This window comes from Ruegeria sp. CDSC021, from assembly GCF_059610845.1.
In genome coordinates this window covers 348,515-369,839 of record NZ_JBXWOK010000002.1, presented here as the reverse complement: position 1 = coordinate 369,839, position 21,325 = coordinate 348,515, and the positions used below count along the sequence as shown (strand labels likewise).

At 54.3% G+C, this 21,325-nt stretch carries 23 protein-coding genes and 1 tRNA gene; 9 read left to right on the top strand and 15 right to left on the bottom strand.

All coding sequences use genetic code 11. The features are described 5' to 3' along the window. Window positions 1-84: 84 nt before the first annotated feature. From AC2FGB_RS06755 to AC2FGB_RS06740, 4 genes are all read left to right on the top strand, one after another. Window positions 85-1,059, top strand: a complete 975-nt coding sequence (locus AC2FGB_RS06755; protein WP_496693663.1) for an alpha/beta fold hydrolase — start codon at window positions 85-87, stop codon at window positions 1,057-1,059. Between the two features lie 82 nt (window positions 1,060-1,141). After that, window positions 1,142-1,218 (top strand) — tRNA-Met (locus tag AC2FGB_RS06750). 341 nt (window positions 1,219-1,559) lie between these two features. Continuing rightward, window positions 1,560-2,486, top strand: a complete 927-nt coding sequence (locus tag AC2FGB_RS06745) for an MBL fold metallo-hydrolase (protein ID WP_496693662.1) — start codon at window positions 1,560-1,562, stop codon at window positions 2,484-2,486. Next, window positions 2,483-3,427 carry an MBL fold metallo-hydrolase gene (locus AC2FGB_RS06740; RefSeq protein WP_496693661.1) on the top strand — a complete coding sequence of 315 codons (945 nt, stop codon included), beginning with the start codon at window positions 2,483-2,485 and terminating at the stop codon, window positions 3,425-3,427. Before AC2FGB_RS06745 ends, AC2FGB_RS06740 begins: the two co-directional genes overlap by 4 nt. A gap of 1 nt (window position 3,428) precedes the next feature. Here AC2FGB_RS06740 and AC2FGB_RS06735 read toward each other — a convergent pair whose 3' ends face one another. From AC2FGB_RS06735 to AC2FGB_RS06670, 14 genes are all read right to left on the bottom strand, one after another. Continuing rightward, window positions 3,429-4,487: a YeeE/YedE family protein gene (locus AC2FGB_RS06735; RefSeq protein WP_496693660.1), complete on the bottom strand. Its 1,059-nt coding sequence runs from the start codon at window positions 4,485-4,487 to the stop codon at window positions 3,429-3,431. Between the two features lie 52 nt (window positions 4,488-4,539). Beyond that, window positions 4,540-5,763 (bottom strand): 5-aminolevulinate synthase, encoded by a 1,224-nt coding sequence (gene hemA, locus AC2FGB_RS06730; RefSeq protein WP_496693659.1) that lies wholly within the window; start codon window positions 5,761-5,763, stop codon window positions 4,540-4,542. A gap of 1 nt (window position 5,764) precedes the next feature. Further along, window positions 5,765-6,199 (bottom strand): DUF302 domain-containing protein, encoded by a 435-nt coding sequence (locus tag AC2FGB_RS06725; protein ID WP_496688783.1) that lies wholly within the window; start codon window positions 6,197-6,199, stop codon window positions 5,765-5,767. An 80-nt stretch (window positions 6,200-6,279) separates the two neighbouring features. Beyond that, the gene (locus AC2FGB_RS06720; RefSeq protein ID WP_496693658.1) at window positions 6,280-7,542 is read right to left on the bottom strand and encodes an FCSD flavin-binding domain-containing protein; all 1,263 of its coding nucleotides are present in this window, start codon (window positions 7,540-7,542) and stop codon (window positions 6,280-6,282) included. A gap of 27 nt (window positions 7,543-7,569) precedes the next feature. Continuing rightward, window positions 7,570-8,274 carry a c-type cytochrome gene (locus AC2FGB_RS06715; protein ID WP_142635858.1) on the bottom strand — a complete coding sequence of 235 codons (705 nt, stop codon included), beginning with the start codon at window positions 8,272-8,274 and terminating at the stop codon, window positions 7,570-7,572. A 2-nt stretch (window positions 8,275-8,276) separates the two neighbouring features. Then, window positions 8,277-9,602 (bottom strand): c-type cytochrome, encoded by a 1,326-nt coding sequence (locus AC2FGB_RS06710; RefSeq protein WP_496693657.1) that lies wholly within the window; start codon window positions 9,600-9,602, stop codon window positions 8,277-8,279. Beyond that, window positions 9,586-10,848: a sulfite dehydrogenase gene (gene soxC, locus AC2FGB_RS06705; RefSeq protein ID WP_496693656.1), complete on the bottom strand. Its 1,263-nt coding sequence runs from the start codon at window positions 10,846-10,848 to the stop codon at window positions 9,586-9,588. Before soxC ends, AC2FGB_RS06710 begins: the two co-directional genes overlap by 17 nt. Window positions 10,849-10,872: 24 nt before the next feature. After that, the gene (gene soxB, locus AC2FGB_RS06700) at window positions 10,873-12,570 is read right to left on the bottom strand and encodes a thiosulfohydrolase SoxB (RefSeq protein WP_496693655.1); all 1,698 of its coding nucleotides are present in this window, start codon (window positions 12,568-12,570) and stop codon (window positions 10,873-10,875) included. An 87-nt stretch (window positions 12,571-12,657) separates the two neighbouring features. Then, window positions 12,658-13,503, bottom strand: a complete 846-nt coding sequence (gene soxA, locus AC2FGB_RS06695; protein WP_281995318.1) for a sulfur oxidation c-type cytochrome SoxA — start codon at window positions 13,501-13,503, stop codon at window positions 12,658-12,660. Between the two features lie 70 nt (window positions 13,504-13,573). Continuing rightward, window positions 13,574-13,903, bottom strand: coding sequence for a thiosulfate oxidation carrier complex protein SoxZ (gene soxZ / locus AC2FGB_RS06690; protein ID WP_142635848.1), 330 nt, complete (start codon window positions 13,901-13,903; stop codon window positions 13,574-13,576). A gap of 34 nt (window positions 13,904-13,937) precedes the next feature. Next, window positions 13,938-14,354, bottom strand: a complete 417-nt coding sequence (gene soxY, locus AC2FGB_RS06685) for a thiosulfate oxidation carrier protein SoxY (protein WP_142635846.1) — start codon at window positions 14,352-14,354, stop codon at window positions 13,938-13,940. Between the two features lie 46 nt (window positions 14,355-14,400). Beyond that, entirely contained in the window at window positions 14,401-14,877 is a 477-nt protein-coding gene (gene soxX, locus AC2FGB_RS06680; RefSeq protein WP_142635844.1) for a sulfur oxidation c-type cytochrome SoxX, read from the bottom strand. Window positions 14,878-15,011: 134 nt separating this feature from the next. Continuing rightward, a complete protein-coding gene (locus tag AC2FGB_RS06675; RefSeq protein WP_496693654.1) occupies window positions 15,012-15,587 on the bottom strand; it encodes a thioredoxin family protein in 576 nt (191 codons plus the stop codon). Between the two features lie 14 nt (window positions 15,588-15,601). After that, complete coding sequence (locus tag AC2FGB_RS06670) at window positions 15,602-16,342, bottom strand: cytochrome c biogenesis CcdA family protein (protein ID WP_496688795.1); 741 nt, start codon at window positions 16,340-16,342, stop codon at window positions 15,602-15,604. An 80-nt stretch (window positions 16,343-16,422) separates the two neighbouring features. On the opposite strand from AC2FGB_RS06670, the gene AC2FGB_RS06665 reads away from it, so the two are divergent. The 4 genes from AC2FGB_RS06665 to AC2FGB_RS06650 all read left to right on the top strand — a co-directional run bounded on the left by AC2FGB_RS06665 (window position 16,423) and on the right by AC2FGB_RS06650 (window position 19,131). Beyond that, window positions 16,423-16,797, top strand: coding sequence for a hypothetical protein (locus AC2FGB_RS06665; RefSeq protein WP_271948177.1), 375 nt, complete (start codon window positions 16,423-16,425; stop codon window positions 16,795-16,797). Window positions 16,798-16,897: 100 nt separating this feature from the next. Then, a complete protein-coding gene (locus AC2FGB_RS06660; RefSeq protein ID WP_142635976.1) occupies window positions 16,898-17,206 on the top strand; it encodes an ArsR/SmtB family transcription factor in 309 nt (102 codons plus the stop codon). 41 nt (window positions 17,207-17,247) lie between these two features. Continuing rightward, window positions 17,248-18,309 (top strand): YeeE/YedE family protein, encoded by a 1,062-nt coding sequence (locus tag AC2FGB_RS06655; RefSeq protein WP_496688797.1) that lies wholly within the window; start codon window positions 17,248-17,250, stop codon window positions 18,307-18,309. A 249-nt stretch (window positions 18,310-18,558) separates the two neighbouring features. Further along, window positions 18,559-19,131 (top strand): bacteriocin fulvocin C-related protein, encoded by a 573-nt coding sequence (locus AC2FGB_RS06650; RefSeq protein WP_496693653.1) that lies wholly within the window; start codon window positions 18,559-18,561, stop codon window positions 19,129-19,131. Window positions 19,132-19,188: 57 nt separating this feature from the next. Here AC2FGB_RS06650 and AC2FGB_RS06645 read toward each other — a convergent pair whose 3' ends face one another. Continuing rightward, on the bottom strand, window positions 19,189-19,710 hold the full coding sequence (locus tag AC2FGB_RS06645) for a ZrgA family zinc uptake protein (protein WP_496688801.1): 522 nt from the start codon (window positions 19,708-19,710) through the stop codon (window positions 19,189-19,191). A gap of 249 nt (window positions 19,711-19,959) precedes the next feature. Here AC2FGB_RS06645 and AC2FGB_RS06640 point away from each other — a divergent pair, with 249 nt between their 5' ends. Continuing rightward, window positions 19,960-21,231, top strand: a complete 1,272-nt coding sequence (locus AC2FGB_RS06640; protein WP_496688803.1) for an imelysin family protein — start codon at window positions 19,960-19,962, stop codon at window positions 21,229-21,231. The last annotated feature ends 94 nt before the right edge of the window (window positions 21,232-21,325 follow it).

Genomic DNA, 21,325 nt, shown 5'->3' with positions numbered 1-21,325 from the left:
CTTTAAGCGAGCTGTGGACATTGCCTTCGGGTTGTGGCGCTATCCGGTCAGTAATCTGATCTGCTCCATCCAGAGGATAGGCTGATGACAATCTTCCTGACTATTGCGCTGTTCATTGCGCTGTTTCTTGTTGCGATGAATCTTTGGACACGCAAGCTGACCCGTGACGGCCGGACGCGTGTCCCACAACAGGGGGTTATCATTTCCGTGCGCGGCGGCGATATCCACTATGTGGAAAAGGGCGACCCTTCCAATCAGACGGTTGTGCTCATTCATGGGCTGGCCGGGCAGTTGCAACATTTCACCTACGCCTTGATGGATAAACTGGCCGAGGATTTTCACGTCATTGCCGTGGATCGCCCCGGTTGCGGATACTCAACTCGTGAGACGGCAGAGCTTGGGCGGTTGCCCGAACAGGGCCGCATGATACATGAATTTCTAGAGGCAAAGGGGGTCAGCAACCCAATTCTGGTCGGCCATTCGCTGGGTGGCGCGGTTTCTCTGGCGATGGCGCTGGATTACCCGGACAAGATCAAGGCCCTGGCCCTGCTAGCCCCGCTTACTCAGGCGATGCCTGGCCCGCCCGCCGTGTTCAAACCGCTTGAAATCCGGACAGAATGGCTGCGCAGTCTGATCGGCAACACGATTGCCGTCCCGCTGGCCGCAAAAACCGCACCGCACACCCTTAGCGCGGCTTTTGCGCCAGAACCCGCGCCCCAAGACTTTCTGGACCGCGCCGGCGGCGCTTTGGGGATGCGTCCATCCGCGTTTATCAGCGCCTCACAGGATGTGATCGGGATTGAACAGAGCATGCCGGCGCAGGTCGCCCGTTATGGCGACCTGAAAGTGCCTGGCTCCATATTGTTTGGAGCACAGGATGCGCTCTTGTCAGCCACGCAACACGGTGAATCAATGCAGGCGTTTGGTCTGAGTTTTGAACAGATCGAAGGGCTGGGCCATATGATCCCCCTGACAGTCCCGGACATCTGCAACAACTTCATTCGCGGCGTGGTACAAAATACAGAACCCAGGGCGACGGTTGTGCCGAATTCGGATTAGTCCCAGCTAAAATATTCCCAACAAAGGCGCCATTTCCCTCTTGACCCTCCCCAACCCCTCCCTTAAATCGCCATTCACTCATGGCGGAGTAGCTCAGTTGGTTAGAGCAGCGGAATCATAATCCGCGTGTCGGGGGTTCAAGTCCCTCCTCCGCTACCAAAACCCCATAACATATCAGTTAGAAACGTGAACTCAGCGTTGCTCTCACGTACCGCAAACATAGTTTGGGTGGCATTTTGGGTAACAGCAGACGAATTTTGTGTTCAAAAAGAACTGGGAATCGTCACGAAAAAGCGGGAAACGCCACACGCCGCAACCAGTCCCATTTCGCTCCAAGAGTTGAGATGCAGGCTCTCAGGGGCACCGGTGTAATCGCTGACTTACCCGCCGGTACCGAAGAAGTTGAGTAGACTTCTTAGTGATCAAGACGAAAGCAGCTTTGCACACACAGCCTTTCTTTCTCCATTTACAAATAATAACATTCATTTTATTGATTGTGTATGGATGGAAATGCACTTTCTCGCCGCACTTTCTTGTACAGCGCCGCTTGCCTTGGGATGCTTGGTACTCAATCCAGGATCGTGAGGGCCGAGTTGCAACTCGGCTCTTCAGCTCGGATTTCAACCGTATCAGACGGGTACCTGTCATTGCCACCGGAAATGGTCTTTGGGTCCATGCCGAAAGAAGAACTCGAGCAGCTTCTGAATCGCAATCGAGTGGGCACGACCAAGTACGAGCCAGAGTGCAACGTGGCGCTCTATCGTGATGGTAAAAACACGGTATTATTCGATGTCGGAGCTGGGCCGGATTTCATGCCCACGTCTGGCAAACTTATGGAAACTGTTGAAACAATCGGCCTGTCGCCCGAAGACGTTTCGCACGTGATTTTCACCCATGCGCACCCGGATCACATCTGGGGCATTTTGGATGACTTCGACGACCTGCTTTTCCCCAACGCGACGCATCACTTTGGCCGTAAAGAGTGGGATTATTGGTGGAACCCTTCAACGGTAGATTCAATAGGAGAAGATCGCGCTGCGTTCGCTGTAGGCGCGAAGCGCCGGATGGCAGAAATTGAGGATCAGGTGGCGTTCTTTGACGACGGACAAGAGATCCTTCCAGGCATTGCCGCCCGTGCAAGCTTTGGGCACACACCCGGCCACATGGCGTTTGAAATCCGCAGCGGCAGTGAATCCGTGATGATTGTCGGCGATGCGTTGGGAAATCCACACGTAGCTTTTGAACGGCCTGATTGGCACAGTGGTACGGATCAGGATCCACAGACAGCTGCAGCAACTCGTAGTTTGCTGCTAGATGAGATTTCTCGCGAGCAAATGAAGATAATTGGCTTCCACCTGCCGAATGGTGGAATCGGCCGGGTCGAAAAAACTGGCTCTGCGTATAAGTTCATTGGAGAACCAACATGATACGAACGCTTGCGATTGCCTTGGCCTTGGCCGCACCAGCTTGGGCAAGCGAGGAAATTGCAGACCAATATCCGCAAAGCGTGCTGTATTCCAAACCGGTCGAGTATTTCCCTGGCGTCTATTCCGCCATTGGCGCAACCGCACCACCAACCTACGAAAACTCTGGTCACAACAACAACCTCAGCTTCATTGTAACCGGTGAAGGTGTAGTCGTCATAAACGGCGGTGCAGCCTATGTCCTTGCCGAAGCGCTTCACAAGGAAATTCAGGCCATCACGGATCAGCCGGTCAGACTTGTCTTCAACGAGAATGGCCAGGGGCACGCGATGCTCGGCAACGCTTACTGGTCAGAACTCGGCATTCCGATCATCGCACATTCAGAAGCAGCGGCTGAATTCGAGGAATATGGCCCGCAAATTCTGCAGGGAATGCAGCGATACAATCAGGACAAGGCAGACGGAACATTCCTGGCTGGCCCAACCGAGACATTCGATGATGAATACGTGGTTGAGATGGGTAAATTCCAGATTGAGGCAAAGTACCTCGGCCCTGCCCATAGTCCCGGCGATATCTCGATCTGGTTGCCAAACCAAGGCCTTGTCATTGCGGGCGACATGGCGTTTCACGAACGCATGCTGCCAATCTTTCAAGACACCTATACAGCGGATTGGCTTGAAACTTGGGACACCGAATTCGAGGCTTTAGATGCCACTTATGTGATACCGGGACACGGCCATCCTACGAACATGGATCAGGTGCGCCGCTATACACGCGACTACCTGATATATCTGCGCGGCAAGATTCAAGAGCATATGGATGCAGGAGGTGATCTGGCTGAGGCTTACTACGTCGATCAGTCACCTTATGCCAACCTGGACACGTTTGAAGAACTGGCCACGAAAAATGCAGGGCGCGTTTTCGAACAGATGGAGTTCGAGTAGCTCAGGAATGTTGCGGAACAGGGATTAGCATCAATAGTCTATGCGTGCTGATCGCCCCAACCCACATGAAAAATACGGCAACCCATGCGGTCAATGACAGGGCGGACCCTCCTGAAAGCCCGGCACCCACCGCGCAACCTCCCGCCAGCATGGCCCCAAACCCCATGAGAACAGCCCCTACGAGGTAGCGTTCCATCGGAGTATCCGAGCCAAATCGTTCGATCCTCCACTCCCCTGCAGTCAAGGCTGAGCCTGCCGCGCCAATTACTACGCCTGGGACAAGGCCGATACCGAAGGACAACACAACGTTTCGACTTGCAACCAACGCCATTAGTGTGTCCGTGGCCGGTCCGGTAAACGTGACTGAAGACACAGGCACGACTTCAAAAGATGCTTGCGCGATGGCAAATGTTATCAACCAGCCGAGCGCCACAGCCAGGCCAACTCCTGCGGCCGCTATGATCCTTATAGGCGCGACTTTCCGGTGGGACGCAAAGACAATGGCCGACACCAATCCCAACGCTGCAACGGCTGTATAAACCGTTGGCGAGAACCCAAGTATTTCTGAAAGATCACGCGGCTCGCCTCCTGGGACAGCCCAGATACCAGACAGCAACTCACGGGCGGGACTAAGAACACCTGTGTAGGCGGCTTGAGCCACTAAGGTCAAAACCAACCCCGTAACCAGGGCGCGCAGATTACCGCAGGAGGCTAATACCAAAAGGCGAGATGCACATCCACGCGCCAGAACCATGCCTGCGCCGAACATCGCTCCACCAATTACCGCGCCGCTCAGGCTACCTGTCGACGCGATTGCACGTGTCTCGGAAAGGTCTAGCCACTCAAACGCGATAAGCACCTGCACCAAGGCTAGCGCAGTGGTGAAGGCGATCAGCCAAACCGCCAAGCGGGGACCTAACTCGCCTTCGGCGACTTCGACTGCCGACGCTCTTAAACAAAAGTGAGACTTCTGAGCCGTCACGCCGAACAAGATACCGACGAGCACTCCGGCAAATGCCAAGGCACCAGAGTCTCCCAACAGATCGATGAGTCTCTCCATCAACAGAAACTCTCACTTCGTAACGTGTGCATCCTTGTCTTCGGTCAAGTTGTCATTGCGCGGCCATTGGCCTGCGCGCCAACTGGCATTGCGTCCACAACTCACCCAATGCAGATACCAGTCGATCCACGTCTTCAGTAGAATGCACCGGCGACGGTGTAATCCGTAGACGCTCCGTTCCCTTGGGAACGGTTGGATAGTTGATCGTCTGGATGTAAATTCCATAGTCACGCATCAGTACATCAGAGATGAAGCGACACTTAACCGGATCGCCGACCATGACCGGAATGATGTGACTTGGGTTCGGAGTATGGGGAATACTCAGTTCGTCCAGCCTGTCTCGAACTTCGCGCACTCGCTGCTGGTGCAGATATCGTTCCGTATTGCTTTGCTTCAGGTGCCGAACCGAGGCTGCCGCACCTGCGGCTACGGCCGGAGGCAATGCAGTGGTAAAGATAAACCCGCTGGCAAAGGACCGGACGAAGTCCACAAGCTCTTTCGACGCCGCGATGTATCCACCGACGACACCGAAGGCTTTGCCTAATGTCCCCTCGATAACGGTCAGGCGATCCATCAGGCCTTCACGTTCGGCGATGCCACCGCCGCGCGGTCCATAAAGCCCTACGGCGTGAACCTCATCCAAATAGGTCATCGCGCCATAGCGATCCGCCAGATCACAGATCTCGGCAACTGGCGCGATATCACCATCCATGGAATAGACGCTTTCGAACGCAATGAGCTTTGGTGCGTTGGCTGGTATGTCAGCAAGCTGCCTTTCAAGGTCTGCAATATCATTGTGCTTCCAGATCCGCTTTTGACAACGGCTGTGGCGAATTCCCTCAATCATCGAGGCATGGTTCAACTCGTCTGACAGTACGGTGATACCAGGAATGCGGGAGGCCAAAGTTCCCAAAGCCGCCCAGTTTGAAACGTAGCCGGACGTAAATAGCAATGCCGCCTCTTTGCAGTGCAAGTCGGCTAGTTCCTGTTCCAGCAAAACGTGCTCATGAGTGGTTCCAGAGATATTCCGCGTACCACCCGCCCCGGCACCACACTCATCAATCGCTTGGTGCATTGCTGCAAGAATGCAGGGGTGTTGACCCATGCCAAGATAATCATTTGAGCACCAGACAGTGACTTTTTCGGGACCGTCTTCTGCGTAATTGCGCGCGGTCGGGAATGCACCGCATTGCCTTCCGAGATCCGCAAAGACCCTATAGTTCCCTTCATCTTGAAGCTGGTCCAGTTGATCACGAAAAAACTGCTGATAGTTCATTTCAATTCCCTACGGCCTCTTCGACGATCTCGGATAACAGAGTCTGAACCTTTTGCATTGGCCCGTCAGGGTAGCCTCGATATCCCACCATCACGCCACTGTCGTCCTCGGCTACAAAAATCCCGTAGGGGCAGAATCCGATATTCATAGGGTCGGCTTCCATCACCTCGCGCGAGGTTTTTGCCGAGCAGAAAATGAAGATGTCTGCGGCCGCAAATATCTGCTTGTCACTGCCGACATCAGCGCCCGTACGATTTAACATGTCGCCTACGTGGCTTACATGGTCGATGACCAGTCCCTGTCCGACAATCGCGGACTCGACGGCGAAGGTTGCATCATCAAAACTGCCGTCAAATGGGGCGGTGATGATCTCCTCTGCAAACGCATGGCTCGCCAGAACAGTGGAAAAAGCGGCTACAGCGATAAAGTGTTTCATGATTTTAATCCTCCTCTTGAGCCGCATCTTCTCAGATTGCTCATCAAGGTCTTTGACACCAGTCAAAGCCCCTGAATACCTTAACCGAACATGTCTGAAGTGATACCAGCGTACCAACCCAGCGACTCTTCATAAGTTGCTTTTCTCAAGTCCGCATCTTCGCCGGTCTGGCTGATAAAGCCGTCCACTTTGGCAATCTTTTCGGGAGTCGCTTCGTAAGTTGCGCCAACCTTGACGCCATTATCGGTGTCGATGAGCGACCAGCAGGTGTTGGAGAACTTGGCCGGAAACACTTTGGACCCGGTCAACGCACCTCGCACGGCATTCGCACAGACTTTCGCCTGACTGTTGGCCGAGAAGCCGGATTTGGGCATGTCACCCTGTTGGCTGGCGTCACCAAGAACGTAGATATCCAGGTCGGCTTTGGAGGACATATCCGCGGCGTTCACGGGTGCCCAGTTGCCATCGGTCACCTCTGCCATTTCCGCAATGCGTCCGGCTTTCATCGCTGGGATCACGTTGCAGACATCGACCTTGGTTTCTTCGCCGTCGATAGTAACGGTCATTGCATCCGGGTTTACGGCGACATTGCCGCCGCCGAAATCTTCGCCGATCCAGTCAACCATTCCTTCGTAGTGGTTGGCCCAACCCTCTTGGAACAATGACATCTTGGAAAACTTCGGTTTCGGGTCGGCAACGATGATCTTTGCTGTCGGGTTGTTCGCCTTCAGAACATGCGCAACCATTGAAACCCGCTCATACGGTCCGGGTGGGCAACGGTACGGGTTCGGTGGCGCGACCATTGCAAATGTACCGCCTTCGGGCATTGCCATGATCTGCGCCTTGAGAAGCTCGGTCTGAGATCCAGCCTTGTACGCATGCGGCATTTTATTTTGCGCCGAGACGTCCCAGCCCTCGACCGCACCATCAACAAAGTCGATACCCGGGCTCAGGATCAGCTTGTCATATGGAACGGACCCGCCACCTGCCAAGGACACAGTCTTGGCATCGCGATCCACCCCTGTGGCCCAATCATGCACCACGTTGATGCCGTAGTTCGCGGCAAGCGTGCCATAGCTGTGGGCAATGTCCGAAAGCTCCTGAAACCCTCCCAGATACAGGTTTGAGAAGAAACAGGTGTAATAGGTCCGCGACGGCTCGATCAACGTTACGTCGATCTCACCCCTGCTGTCTTTTGCGATGTAGCGCGCAGCAGTTGCACCGCCCGCACCGCCGCCGACAATTACCACGCGTGGTTTGCCTTGCGCCAACACCATCGGTGCCGATAACCCGGCTGCTACCACCCCGGCGGCTCCAAGAAATACTCGTCTATTTAGCGTCATCGCGATTCCTCCTCTTGGACACCGTCACTATGGATTATTGAAGTAGGCAGCCAATGCCGCGATCTCGTCATTGCTCAGCCGTCCGGCAATCATTCGCATGACCGGATGTGGCCGCTGTTTGTCTTTATATGCGTGCATGGCGACCACGAAGTCTTCGTCAGGCCAGTACACGATCGAGGGAATGCCCTCATCGCCTCCGTCGATCTGATGGCACGTTGTACATTCGCTGCTGAGATATGCGCCGTACTCCGGATCTCCTTGAATCGCCAAGATCGCGGGGTCGATAGAATGATCCGTGCCCTTCGCCGTCGGGTCCGCTTCTGGGATGTCCTGAGGATTGTCGGAAAAATCCCGCAAATAGGCGATCACGTTGGCGCGGTCTTCCGGGTCTTTCAGGCCACCAAAACTCATCCTGGTGCCTGACGCGAATGCACGTGGGTTTTCGATGTACGCAGACAGTGTGTCAGCGTGCCACTCCAGACCCGAGCTACCCGCGCGCGCAAGGCTTTTGGAATAGCTAAAGCCATCCAGACCAGCTGCCCTGCGCCCAAAAATCCCATTCAGATGCGGACCGATTTTGTTTTCGGCCCCCTTTCCAACCTGATGACAGCCTTTGCATTTGGCGAACACGGCTTTCCCTGCCTCAGCATCGCCAAGGTCTTCTGCAGCGTAGGTCGATGAAGCAGTAGCCCCAAAGAACGCGGCACAGACAAGCGCGTTCGACCAACGCATCGTCAACTTCCAAACGTCTTAAGATAGATGATCAAAGCTTCGATATCGTCCTGTTTTCTAAGACCTGCAAAAGACATCCTTGTGCCTTTCATGTATTCCTTGGGCTTCGTAAGAAAGGCAGTCATTTCTTCATCGGTCCAGACTAGTCCTGCCTCCGCAGACGCCTGCATCGCTTTGGAGTATTTGAAGCCCTCGACCGATCCAGCATTAGCTCCGATTACCCCGTTCAGAGCAGGCCCAGTGCTGTGCTTTGCACCTTCACCAATTTGATGGCAGGATTTACACTTCTTAAAGACTTTCTCTCCGGCAGCAGCCAGTTCTGTAACCTCGTCTGTCACTTCGGTTTCTTGAGCGGCCGGTATGGCTGCGGCCTCTTCATCAGGCTTTGGCGCTGCAGTTGGAATGAACGAGGGGCCTTTAGCCGAAAACGTCGGCAACTCATCCGGGCTGGCATTATTCATGACCGAGTTCGAACCACCCTCCGCGGGTGTTTCAACCAGAAAAACAGAACGCATCGTGACGGCGGCCTCTGCCTTGCAGTTCTCCATGCAAGGCTCTTTGCGCCATTCAGTGTATTCGGTCTCGGGTCGTACATCGACAACGAAACCGTCCATATTGTACATTTTGAACTCGGCGAAGTTTTCGTTGTTCAGCTCGAAATCGTCATCCACCAAATCATTGGAGTAGAGGATGTATGCGACAATTGCGTAGGTCTCATCCGCTGTCAGCGTGCCCGCTTCACCAAAGGGCATTGAGCGGGAAATGTAATCCCAGGCAGTCGACAAATGTGGCCAATATGACCCAACGGTTTTTACAGGATCTTCGTCTGCAAGCGTGTCAAACCCACCGGCCAGAACAGGCCAGTTATCGGCACCTTCGGCAAATTCACCGTGGCACGACGCACAGCGGGCCACAAACACCTCTTCTCCGGTCCAGACGTCGCCTGAACCTACGGGTAGGCCACGCCCATCAGGCAAGACGTCAACGTCCCAGGCCGCGATCTCTTCCTTCAGTGCCGACCGCCCAAGCCCAAGGCTACTCTCGCGGATGGGCGCGGATGCGGTCAAGTTCGCACCATTGGCGACCCGTTCTGCCGCCGCTGCCCGGATTTCTTCGACTTTGATCTCCAGTTCGGCTGCTCGTTTGGATTCTGCTTCCGCATTCTCCTGGGCAACTGCTGCATGCGCCTCAACCTGCCCTATCCGGGTCTCCAATGTCTCAATCTTCGAGTGGCCGTAGTTCCGGTTCGCGAAAGACACAGCTACCGCAAGCACCAACGCCGTACCGCCAAATACGGGCAGGAAAACATGACTAAGAGACTTCAACATTCTCGGCGATCCCTTCTGCGCTCACGTACCAAGTCTGGATACAGTTGTTGTGGTAGACCGAGTTTTCTCCGCGTTTTTCACGCAACTGGTCTTTGGTTGGTTGCACATAACCGGTCTCGTCTATTGCCCGGGCCTGCAAGAGCATTGGCACCCCGTCCCAGTTCGTATCGAGATAGAAACGTGTAAGAGCCTTGGTGTCGCCCTGCTTACCAAGACGCGCTGTCTCCCATGTGATCCCACCGTCCTTTGACACATCGACCCGTGTAATTTGTCCGTGTCCTGACCAGGCAAGCCCGGAAATGACCAGCGGACCCGGTCCGTGTTTGATCGGCATTTGCGGGCTGGGTGAGGTGATGACAGACTTAGCATCCATCACCCAAGTCCATTTCTGGGCCGTGCCATCGACGTAAACATCGGTGTATTTTGATGTTTCTTCGCGGCTTTCGACCGCCATATCGACAACCTCGATCCGGCGCAGCCACTTGACCCACATGTTGCCTTCCCAACCCGGCACCACGAGACGCACAGGGTACCCATGCTCCATCCGCAGCGCTTCGCCATTCGCCTTGAATGCAACCAACACGTCATCCAGCGCTTTTTCCATCGGGATAGAGCGGCCATTGGACGACGCATCTGCGCCCTCAACATAAACCCATTTGTCAGGTGTGATGTCGGCACCTGCTTCCTGCAACAGCGTGCGCAGCGGAACACCGGTGTATTCCATGTTGTGAATCATGCCATGAGTAAATTGGACGCCGTTGAGTTGCGCACCAGCCCACTCCATACCCGTGTTCGCCGCACATTCGCAGAAATACACGTGGTTTTCGCGCGGGAACCGCTCAATGTCTTCGTATGTAAAGACAAGCGGGCGATCAACCAGCCCGTTGATCATCAGGCGGTAGTCCTCCTTGCGCAGCTCGATCGCACCTGAATGGTGACGCTCAAAGGCGCATCCCTGCGGAGTGATCGTGCCATCGAGCGCGTGGATCGGCGTGAAGTTGATCGACGAAATCGGAGAGGCGGTCAGCCATTCCACATTGCGGCGCACGACATGGGATTCAAAGCTGATCGGCATGCCATAAGGCGTCTCATCAACACCTGCCCCCGTATAAGATGCCCAATCCTGAAGCTCTGTTATCAGTGGGTCGAGTGTTTCTGCCGCTGCCGCACCTGCAACGGATCCTGCGGCGACCGCGGCACTGCCTTTCAGGAAGGCCCGGCGGGACGGTTTGAACGCGTCATCCATATCTCTTAGGTCTCCATCGGTTTCTTAAGCGCCGATTACTTCGACACTGGTGTTCTCTTGCACCGTTACGGTGCCAAGGTTGCGAACATGGTTTTCGACGACATCCCAAATCGGCGGGCCCTCGGTGCCTTCGTTGACGCTGGCCCAACCGGCCACGACATAGGACTTGGCCGGGTCGATCGCCTCACCGGTTTTCAACAGCGTCATGTCGCTGATCCTCTGCCCCTGCGGCTTGGTTACGTCGATCCGATAACCCAGCCCGCCAACGCGGACCATGTCGCCACCCTGCTGGTAATAGGGGTCGGGATTGAACAGATTGTCGCCGACATCTTCCAGGATGACATGGATGAACTCCCCGGTCATTTCTGTGCGATAGGCGTTCGGATAGGACATCGAGGTGACGTTCCAAATATCCTCGCGCGTTATTTCCTGTCCCGGCAGGATTGACGGCCCCCAACGGACGCCGGGCGACATTGCGATATCTGCCTCACGCTCATTGATCAGAGCATCGCAGATCAGGTCATCCCAAGTGCCGTTGAAGTTGCCGCGGCGGTACAGCAACGAGTCTGTTTTGCCGATCACCTCGCTCAGCGCCGCCTCATAAGGCGCGCGCTGATCATTTATCAGAGCAGTGATCGCAGGATCTGGTGCAATAACATCAGAGAAAATCGGGATAAGCTTGTGCTTTAGCCCCATCATCTGCCCATCCCGCACGTCGAGATCCACACGGCTGACGAATTTGCCGTTCGATCCAGAGGCGATTATATGCGTTTTACCCACCAGAACCGGCTCGGGCAGTGCGTCATGGGTGTGGCCACTGAGGATAACGTCTATCCCCTGAACGCGACCCGCCATCTTCTTATCCACATCAAAGCCGTTATGGCTTAGGACGACAACGACATCGGCGCCGGCATCGCGAACTTCGTCCACCATTTCCTGCATGTTCTCATCCCGGATCCCGAACGAGTATTCGGGGAACATCCATCCCGGATTTGCAATCGGCATGTAAGGGAAGGCCTGTCCGATCACCGCAATCTTGGAACCGCCCCGATCAAAGAACTTGTAGGGTTTGAACATCTCTGCGGGCTCATCCCATTCCGCGTCAAAAATGTTCTGCCCCAAGGCGGCAAAAGGCAAACCTTCGACAATCTCATTGACACGATCACTGCCCAACGTGAACTCCCAATGGAAAGTCATCGCATCGGGTTTCAGCGCATTCATGACGTTGACCATGTCCTGACCGGCCGTCTGATAGCAGGTGTAAGAACCGTGCCAAGTATCACCCCCGTCAAGAAGCAACGCATCAGGACGGTCCGCTCGAATGGCGTTGATGACAGTTGAGACCCGATCCAAGCCACCCACCCGACCGTAGGTCTTGGCCAGTGACTCAAAATCGGTGTAGGTCAGCGCATAGGCCGACGGGCTTCCATCTTCTATCCCGTATGCCTTGCGGAACGCGGCGCCAGTAACATGCGGCATCTGTCCTCTTGCATCGCCAATACCAAGATTGACTTCGGGTTCACGGAAATAAATTGGTTTGAGTTGCGCGTGAATGTCGGTGACATGAATCAGGCTGATATTGCCAAAGGTCTCGAACTCTAGCAGTTGATCCTGCGTTAGACTTTGCTGCGCAGCAAGCTTGGCCCAGTTGCCAAACCCGGACGCTCCGAACAGAGCCGAGGCCGCCATTGAAACCTGCAAGAAGTCACGTCGAGAAATCATCTATCAGCTTTCCTTTTACACATATATATGTGTGAATGTTATATAAGTGAAAAACCCGCTCCGGGCATTGCCCAGGCGGGTCATTCGTTATTGACGTACAGCTGGGGTTTCGACTGAAAGCCCGTTGCCACGCGAAGCGACATAGAGCTCCAGTGCCCGGAACTCGTCCGACCCTTCGGCAAAGGTTTCCGCACGCGTATCGCGAATACAACCGCGGAACCGATTGTGGCGCGAGATCAGTTTGGCCTGCTTCAAACGATAGGTAGGGAATCCATTTATCATCCCCTGGCTCAGGTGATCCGCTCGGATCATATTGCCCCAGTTTTCTTCATGACAGTTGGCGCAGCTCAGTTCCAACTGACCGTAGCGGGTATAATAGATTTCCTTTCCCTGTTCCCAGAATGGCGCGGCATCACCATCAATAGCAACGTTCATGGGCATCCCGCGTGACTGCAGACCGATCAATGCGACCATACCCTGCATGTCACCACCAGACCATTTCCAGGCATCGGCCTCCATGCGATCGGTACGGCACTTGTTGATCAGATCTTCCATAACCACCAGCTCGCCGCTTTCAGCATCGACCTTGGGCATGGACGCCTGCAATCCTTTGAAGCTTTCCACTCCATCATGGCACGAGGCACAACTTTCACCTGCAGCACCATCAACTGCCTCATAGAGGTCGGCTGCCTGATCGACGAAGATCATTGCCGGATTGTCAAAATCATCAATCTGCAGTGCCTGAGTTTCATCTGTGCGGAAATGCCAACCCGAATAGACCGTGTCCAAATTCTCCAGATGCGCCGAGGCCTCGGTGACCGAGGTCATATTCAGCTCGTCATTGATCACAAGATTATCTTCGTCCGGTCCAGCCATTGCTGCCATTGGGAAAGCCAGAACAGCCGCGATCGCCGTAAGTGCCTTGGTATTCATTACGTTCCTCCCTTGGTGGGCCAGCGCCAGAAATCACAACCAGCGCTTACCTTCCTTAGTGGTCGAGCCGTCAGGCGATCTCGATCGTTTTCTTCTCGTCGTAAACTGAGCCATCATCATCGTACCAGGTGAAGACAAACTCACCGGCCTCGGGCACGGTTGCTTCGAACTGGAAGTACGGATTTGTCGAAATCGCAGGCTCCATAGTCACATCAATCACCATTTCACCGTTAAACTCGCAGGTGAAACGGTTGATGATCGAACGCGGGATGACGTTGCCTTCTTTATCCTTGCGCTGGCCGCTTTCCATCTTGTGGCTGATCAGTGTCTTGATCGTAACAGCTTCGCCAGCAGCGGCTGTCTTTGGAACCTTGACGCGGGGCTTTACACCGGATGCCATTGGTTAATCTCCTGTTCTTCAGGGCGCGTGGCGATTAACCGCCGCAACCGCCGATTGTCACTTTTACGGTCGCGGACGCTTTGGCAAAACTGCCATCTGCCATCTTCGCCACGGCAATGACATCCTGCGTTCCGGCAAGACGGATACGGGTTGAAGCGGCTTGTTCAGCAGCCAGCGGGCCGAAATTGAACGTTGCCACGCCCGGTTCGGGGTTGCCTGCGGCCACGATCAGAATTGCAGCTGCGCCCGGAGCACTAACTTCGATTGGTACGGTGTTTCCGTTTTCCGCGATTTCCGGTGCCGTCAGTGTAACACCGCCATCAGCCACATCTGCCCCGCCTGAAAATGCGGAGATCGCATCTTCAGCAGCTGCATTCGCTCGTAGCGGCATAATTGTCAGGAACGCGGCGCCCAGCCCAAGGGCCAGAGTCTCGCGGCGAGAGAGTTCCATTTTCAATCTCCTTTGATTCTTCGAAAAGCCACGCCAGAAGGCGAGATTATTCCTCTTTCAGTGTCGCTAGAAACGCGACCACGTCCTCAATTTCCTGTGCAGTCAGGATCGTCGTTAGAGGCGCCGTTGGCGCTTTGCCCGTATAGGCATCGCCTGGACGGATATAACCGTCATCCTTGTAGAACGCCGGCATTACCGTGCCTTCGAACGTCATTTTTGCGTTTGCGACTAAACCGCGAAGCTCTGCTTCGGTCCAACGATCACCGGCGCCATCCAGCATCGGGCCAACCTCACCATGGAACGGAATGTCCGCCAAAGCTGAGACCGCGTGGCATGCCACGCAATTACCTTTGGACTTGTCGCCAACGATGAGTGCACCGTTTGCCGCGTCCCCATTAACATCGGTCAGAGAGACCTCGATTGCACCATAGTCGTCATAGGGTACGTCTTTCGGACTTGTCTCTTCGGCAAATGCGGCAACGCCCATCATAGCGGATGCCAGTGTTAAGAGTCTCAGCTTCATGATCCCTCCCATTTGCTACCGCGCCTGTGGCGCTTTGCGACCCAAAGACTTTGTGCACCGTAGTCGACGAACATGGTTTATCGCAACATCAAATTCATCATAATGAATTTTTTTATCTGTAACGCCCAATCTCACTACTGCGAAATATTGTTTCGCTCCTGAATGCGCCGCGCGTGATACCTTTGGAAATCTTCGCCATTATCAAGTTCATATCGCTTCTGATCGACCCAGGTGAAAAGGTCTAAGGTTGTTCCCTTGGAGAATGCTCCCGGCATTACAGCAACGGCAGCATCGATGGCTGAGGCAGCCTCGGGCACCTCTTCCGGCAGAAAAACAAGCGTTGGGGTAAACAGAATCCCCCATTTGCGCATCAGCGCTCTCTGCTCACTCTCTTCTCCGTCAAAATCTGTGGCCGTGGTGCTTCCATGCAAATCCAGCTGGACGACAAAAAAGTTCTCTTCGATAAACGCCGCCAGGTCGGGCTGTGGGAAAACCTCTTCGTGCATCTTTTTACAGTAGATGCAGCCCCGTTGTTCAATGAACAAAACCAACCGCTTACCTTCACCTGACGCCTCTTCAAGATCCTCGCGAAGATCTTTGAACGTGTCACGCATCCACGGTGTTTTATGCAATCCATCGTCGCCCAGATCAGCAGCAGAGACTGCAGCCCCTATCATGCATGCGATCAAAACTGACAAAGTGCGTTTCATGTCTTCCTCCCGGATTAACCTATGGCCGCAAGCCAGGGCATATAGTCCAGCATCCATTGTGCGATGTGATTGATCGAGTTGGTTGCGATCAGGACCCCGAACAGGATCAACAGCCCCCCCATTGCCATTTCGATCTGCGGCAAGTGCTTCCTGAACCGCGCCATCCATTGCATGAAGGGGCGAACCAAAAAGGCCGCCAGAACAAACGGTGCAGTCATTCCAACCCCGTAAACGAACAGAAGCCCCGCGCCCCGCCAAGCCGTTTCGGTTCCGGCCGCAGTAAACAGGATTGCAGCGAGCACCGGCCCAACACAGGGCGTCCAGCCAAAAGCAAATGCCAATCCAAGTACATATGCCCCAGTGAGGCTCACGTTTGATGTCTCGCCAATATCTGCACGTAACTGCCGATACAGGAACCCGATGCGAATTAACCCCAGGAAATGCAGGCCCATCGCTATGATGATGGCTGCAGCAATCCAACGCAGAATATCGAAGTATTCTCGTACCAGCTGACCAAATATCGAAGCCGTGGCCCCGAGAGCCATAAAGATGGTTATGATTCCAGCCGCAAATGCGATTGCAGCAAGCGTTGCCCGGCGGCGAACTTCGCCGGAAATGGCGGATGTCGCTGTAATCTGCTCCATACCGACCCCCGCCAGATAACTGAGGTAAAACGGCACAATTGGCAGGATGCAAGGCGACAGAAAGGACAAAAGTCCGGCGACCAAAGCTCCTGCAAAAGTAATGTCGAGCATGGTCAAACCTGTCCTGGCGCGCTATCATTCACACATTCAAAATTATAAAGATATGTCACTGCGGTCAATCGGAGCTTTGGATGCGCCACCTAATCCTACGTTTGCTTGCGATCACGTTGCTTGTTTTTCCCGTGGCTTTACGGGCCGAAATGACGCTTCTGATGGCAGAAGAAGATGGGTGCATGTGGTGCGCCCGCTGGGACTCCGAAATTTCAGAAATCTACCCTAAGACACCTGAAGGAAATGCCGCACCGCTTCGGCGTGTCGATATCCACGCAGCCATGCCTGACGACATCACATTGGAACGGCCTCTCTACTACACACCAACCTTTGTTCTGTTGGACAATGGCCGAGAGGTCGGACGAATCGAAGGCTATCCCGGTGAAGATTTTTTCTGGGGTGTGTTGGGCGTTTTACTGCGTGACGCTGGGATACTAATTGAGACCTCTGGATAAACTGCGGTATATTACATAAACTGTTTTGAATGCGTGAAGCCATGAAAGCGAGGCGATCTTGTTGGACAAATCTTCGAACCTGCCTGTGTTCTCCAAGGACATGTGCGCCGAAGACATGGACAGAATGATGGAGAATGCTCAGACCGCGTCAAATTTCCTCAAGGCAATCAGCCATGAGGGGCGCCTGATGATTTTATGTTATCTGTCGTCAGGGGAAAAATCGGTCACGCAGATGGAGGAAATGCTCTCAGCGCGTCAAGCCGCGGTATCTCAACAACTCTCCCGCTTGCGCTTCGAGGGCTTGGTGAAGACACGACGCGAGGGGAAAACGATCTACTACAGATTGGCTGATGATCGTTCGACCCAAATCCTGGAAGTCGTTTACGACCTTTTCTGCAGGGAGAAGTAGAAGCCGGTCAGAAAGCCGCCAGCTTTGGGAGGAGACTGGCAATGCTCGAAGCATTGGGAGACACAAATACCGTTGCTCTGATCGGTTTGATTGGTGGCATCGTATTGGGATTGGCCGCACGCATCGGCCGTTTTTGCACGTTGGGTGCAATCGAAGACTACCTTTACGCAGATGATGACCGGCGGCTGCGCATGTGGGCAATGGCAATCGGTGTTGCGATTGTCGGCAGCCACACCGCTATGGCGTTGGGGGGACTTGACCCTGTCGGAACAAGGTATCTTGCGCAGACCTGGAACCCCCTCGGTTCGATCGTGGGGGGCCTCATGTTCGGGTACGGAATGGCCATCTGCGGTAACTGCGGCTATGGTGCGCTGGCAAGGCTGGGAGGTGGTGACCTTCGATCATTCGTTATTGTTTTGATCATGGGTCTTTCCGCTTATGTCGTAATGTCCGGACCCCTCGCCTATCTGCGGGTATGGATATTTCCAGAGGAAATGGATCTCAATGGCCCCCAGAGCATTAGCTTTCTTGCCGAACGGTTGACCTCTATTCCAGCTTGGCTCATTGGCTCTGTTATCGGTGTGGCTTTGGTGTTTTTTGCTTTGGCAAGCCATCGCTTCCGCCGCGCTCCGGCACAGGTGTTTTGGGGGTCTGTAGTTGGACTGGCAATCGTTTCGGGCTGGCTTGGCACGAATTGGGTTGCAACACATGGTTTCGATGGTGAGCCGGTGCAAACCCATACCTTCGCGGCACCCCTGGGTGACACAATATTCTACCTTATGACTGCGTCCGGAAACACTTTGTCCTTTGCGGTCGGATCAGTCTCCGGCGTTCTCATTGGCGCGTTTCTGGGGTCGTGGTCTAAGGGCCATTTCCGATGGGAAGCATGTGAAGATCCACGTGAACTCAAGCGGCAAATGCTGGGCGCTGCGATTATGGGTCCAGGTGCGATCATCGCGGTTGGTTGCAGCGTCGGTCAAGGCATATCTGCATTCTCACTTCTGGCCTACAGCGCGCCCGTAACATTCGCTGCAATCTTTGCAGGCGCAGCACTTGGATTGAGACAGCTTGTGTCTGGATTGTCCTTCATAACTGAGCGTTGAGTTCACAGTTCAAATCAGCGGGAATCCGGGTTTGCACCGGTGCAGCTGATGCCCTGCACCAAGACCTAAAGAAACCCGGTTAATTTGTGATGGTGCTGGCGACTCTGCCATCACAAAAGCAAGCCAAAACGCTCTCTTTCCGACTTTGTCCTCGATCTCGCTTCTAAGGACATACCAAGGCTTATCGAGCCCTTGCTTCAGCCTGTTCTCTGCGCCCTCAGAAGGTCGGGACAAACGCGCAAACGAAAAATGTGTTATGATGGCCCCTTAGAAAAGGGGGCTACTATGTACAATCCCGTATCATCTATCTCAAAATTTCGGATCGGCTTGTCGGCATTGAACATCGCCGAACAGAAGTCAATTTTTGACTGCCTTCCCGCCGCTGTTCAGGCGGCAGTGTGGCAAGACCGGCTTAGTGAAGGCATTGCGGCACTGTCTGACAAGTCTCAGTGCCGGTTACTTTCCGAGCTACAGGATTTACTCAATCCTGACTGCTACTCCGAAGACAAAGCGAACCATACGGCCACTTCTCGTCTTGAGGAGTTGTCGCCTGTGATCGAGAAGGTTTTTCCAGATCACTCGGTGTTTCATAAATATACGCAGCAACTCGGCGACAATGCTTGCGAAAGCCCGATTATCGAAATTGCCAAAGGCGCGCCGCCTACGTGCACATGTTCGTCTTCGAGATCCTGTATGTGGTGGCACAATGATTGTGGGGCAATGCAGGAATGTCTTGCCGGTGGGTGCAAGAAGACTAACGTTGGATGTGGGGTCCTGTGGCTTCAGACATGCGATGGCCTTTGCACTGGGAACTGGTGCTGAAGAACGCAGGAAAGCTCTACCTATTCCGGCAGCAAAGCCTTTGCTTTCTTTGCCGAATTACAGGCCTGTGTTGAGGTCTAAATCAGGCGCGTCGCGCGTCACGGTGTGACGATCAACCTTCCCGGATTTGTCGATCTGAACAATCAGAGACTCAGCACGTTGAAAGCGGTCAAAATAAGGAAAGTTGACGTGGTCCAGATGCGTCATGTCCTGGCACTGCATCTGATAGTCTGCCCTGAATTCGGTATGCACATTTGATCCGTTGTCTACGACCGGTCCCAACCCTTCACCAGACAGCGTGACATTGGCCGAGACAGTGAAACACCCCGCCTCTTCAGGCAAACTGAACAGATCAAGGGGGTTGGACAATTCAGAAATGGCTCCGGCGACCGAGGCCTGATCGCCTTCGGTTTCCGCTGGGCCTTCGAACCCCAGGACGTCAAGACCAGGAACCACAAGGGAAATTGAAATCCCGGCTTCCGAAAAGGAAACCGCCAATCGTCCCTGCCCATGCTCGTGCTGATTTGCAACCTGGGACTGAGGCAACGCGTTTACCGGGAAAAGCGTTAATACAAACACTAAGAACTTCATGACCATGGAACCATCTGAAAAGAATCAACTAAGCGACTCTAAACTGAAAAAACATTCGCGCAATCGCGTCACGATACACCAAAGCCCACTAGAATTGGGTAGGAATGAGCTATTTTCGCTCACAATTTACCTGACTATAAAACTCAGGTTGACTTAGTTGACTATTTCTATCAGTTATTTGGTCGAGCGTCGCATCGCGCGAACCCATTGTTATCTGACAAGAAAGACTACCCCCCAATGAATACCCCCCTGATCCTGACAAGCGCCGTGGCTCTGATGACCGCCACATCGGCTTTTGCAACCGAGACCCCCTCGAAAGTAGATGTTCTGAATACCTACGCCAATATCGCCGAGGCGAAGTACGATGACAGCCTGATTGCAGCCAAATCGCTGCAGCGCGCCGTGACCGCGCTGATTTCCGAACCAAACGACGCAACACTGAATGCCGCCCGTTCCGCTTGGATTGCGGCCCGCGTCCCTTATCAGCAGACCGAGGTTTATCGGTTCGGAAATGCGATCGTTGATGATTGGGAAGGTAAAGTGAACGCATGGCCCTTGGATGAGGGCTTGATCGACTATGTAGACACCACCTACGGCGGCCCGAGCGACGAGAATGAGTTCGCCGCATTGAACGTCATCGCCAACCCAAGCTTTGAACTTTCAGGCGAACCAATCGATGCCAACGACATCACTCCGGAACTGCTGTCTGGCACCTTGCACGAAGCAGACGGGATCGAGGCCAACGTCGCCACTGGTTACCACGCGATTGAGTTCCTGTTGTGGGGCCAGGACCTGAACGGCCACGGTGAAGGCGCGGGTAGCCGTCCATGGACGGACTATGCCCAAGGTGATGCCTGCACCGGCGGCAACTGTGACCGCCGCGCCCAGTACCTTGAGGCCGTGACTGAACTGCTGGTCACCGATTTGGAATGGATGGCGACCCAGTGGCAGGACGGAGGCGCGGCCCGAACCTCCCTGACCGAAAATGAAAGCGCAGGAATAAGCGCGATCCTCACCGGAATGGGCTCGCTGTCCTATGGTGAGCAGGCCGGTGAGCGGATGCGTCTTGGCTTGATGTTGAACGATCCCGAGGAAGAGCATGACTGCTTCTCGGACAACACGCATAACAGCCACTACTATGATGGTCTTGGCATTCAGAACGTCTATTTGGGCAGCTATACCCGCATCGACGGAACTCCTGTCAGCGGCGCATCGCTTTCGGACTTGGTGATTGCCTCCGACCCATCTCTTGACGCCGAGATGAAGCTGAAGCTGGCCAACACAATGCAGGCGCTGGGTCGGATCAAATCCACAGCCGAGGCCGGGTTCGCCTATGACCAGATGCTGGAACGCGGCAACGAAGGTGGCGAAGTTTTGATCATGGGCGGTGTGAACGGGCTGGTGGACCAGACCAAGACAATCGAGCGGATCGTCACCATTCTGGACGTCGATCAGATTGAGTTCGAAGGATCTGAAAGCCTGGATAATCCGACAGCTGTTTTCCAGTAAACCTAGCGGTTCGGGGGCGGAGGATTATCCCGCCCCCAACTCATTTTCGGCTAACTGACAGTATGCCGCAGGACACGCACTTAATAACTGACTA

What these genes read in the sequence shown, in the direction of transcription:
- AC2FGB_RS06755 (WP_496693663.1), top strand. Translation starts at nt 85, where the DNA reads ATGACAATCTTCCTGACTATTGCGCTGTTCATTGCGCTGTTTCTTGTT.
- AC2FGB_RS06745 (WP_496693662.1), top strand. Translation starts at nt 1,560, where the DNA reads ATGGATGGAAATGCACTTTCTCGCCGCACTTTCTTGTACAGCGCCGCT.
- AC2FGB_RS06740 (WP_496693661.1), top strand. Translation starts at nt 2,483, where the DNA reads ATGATACGAACGCTTGCGATTGCCTTGGCCTTGGCCGCACCAGCTTGG.
- AC2FGB_RS06735 (WP_496693660.1), bottom strand. Translation starts at nt 4,487, where the DNA reads ATGGAGAGACTCATCGATCTGTTGGGAGACTCTGGTGCCTTGGCATTT.
- hemA (WP_496693659.1), bottom strand. Translation starts at nt 5,763, where the DNA reads ATGAACTATCAGCAGTTTTTTCGTGATCAACTGGACCAGCTTCAAGAT.
- AC2FGB_RS06725 (WP_496688783.1), bottom strand. Translation starts at nt 6,199, where the DNA reads ATGAAACACTTTATCGCTGTAGCCGCTTTTTCCACTGTTCTGGCGAGC.
- AC2FGB_RS06720 (WP_496693658.1), bottom strand. Translation starts at nt 7,542, where the DNA reads ATGACGCTAAATAGACGAGTATTTCTTGGAGCCGCCGGGGTGGTAGCA.
- AC2FGB_RS06715 (WP_142635858.1), bottom strand. Translation starts at nt 8,274, where the DNA reads ATGCGTTGGTCGAACGCGCTTGTCTGTGCCGCGTTCTTTGGGGCTACT.
- AC2FGB_RS06710 (WP_496693657.1), bottom strand. Translation starts at nt 9,602, where the DNA reads ATGTTGAAGTCTCTTAGTCATGTTTTCCTGCCCGTATTTGGCGGTACG.
- soxC (WP_496693656.1), bottom strand. Translation starts at nt 10,848, where the DNA reads ATGGATGACGCGTTCAAACCGTCCCGCCGGGCCTTCCTGAAAGGCAGT.
- soxB (WP_496693655.1), bottom strand. Translation starts at nt 12,570, where the DNA reads ATGATTTCTCGACGTGACTTCTTGCAGGTTTCAATGGCGGCCTCGGCT.
- soxA (WP_281995318.1), bottom strand. Translation starts at nt 13,503, where the DNA reads ATGAATACCAAGGCACTTACGGCGATCGCGGCTGTTCTGGCTTTCCCA.
- soxZ (WP_142635848.1), bottom strand. Translation starts at nt 13,903, where the DNA reads ATGGCATCCGGTGTAAAGCCCCGCGTCAAGGTTCCAAAGACAGCCGCT.
- soxY (WP_142635846.1), bottom strand. Translation starts at nt 14,354, where the DNA reads ATGGAACTCTCTCGCCGCGAGACTCTGGCCCTTGGGCTGGGCGCCGCG.
- soxX (WP_142635844.1), bottom strand. Translation starts at nt 14,877, where the DNA reads ATGAAGCTGAGACTCTTAACACTGGCATCCGCTATGATGGGCGTTGCC.
- AC2FGB_RS06675 (WP_496693654.1), bottom strand. Translation starts at nt 15,587, where the DNA reads ATGAAACGCACTTTGTCAGTTTTGATCGCATGCATGATAGGGGCTGCA.
- AC2FGB_RS06670 (WP_496688795.1), bottom strand. Translation starts at nt 16,342, where the DNA reads ATGCTCGACATTACTTTTGCAGGAGCTTTGGTCGCCGGACTTTTGTCC.
- AC2FGB_RS06665 (WP_271948177.1), top strand. Translation starts at nt 16,423, where the DNA reads ATGCGCCACCTAATCCTACGTTTGCTTGCGATCACGTTGCTTGTTTTT.
- AC2FGB_RS06660 (WP_142635976.1), top strand. Translation starts at nt 16,898, where the DNA reads ATGTGCGCCGAAGACATGGACAGAATGATGGAGAATGCTCAGACCGCG.
- AC2FGB_RS06655 (WP_496688797.1), top strand. Translation starts at nt 17,248, where the DNA reads ATGCTCGAAGCATTGGGAGACACAAATACCGTTGCTCTGATCGGTTTG.
- AC2FGB_RS06650 (WP_496693653.1), top strand. Translation starts at nt 18,559, where the DNA reads ATGTGTTATGATGGCCCCTTAGAAAAGGGGGCTACTATGTACAATCCC.
- AC2FGB_RS06640 (WP_496688803.1), top strand. Translation starts at nt 19,960, where the DNA reads ATGAATACCCCCCTGATCCTGACAAGCGCCGTGGCTCTGATGACCGCC.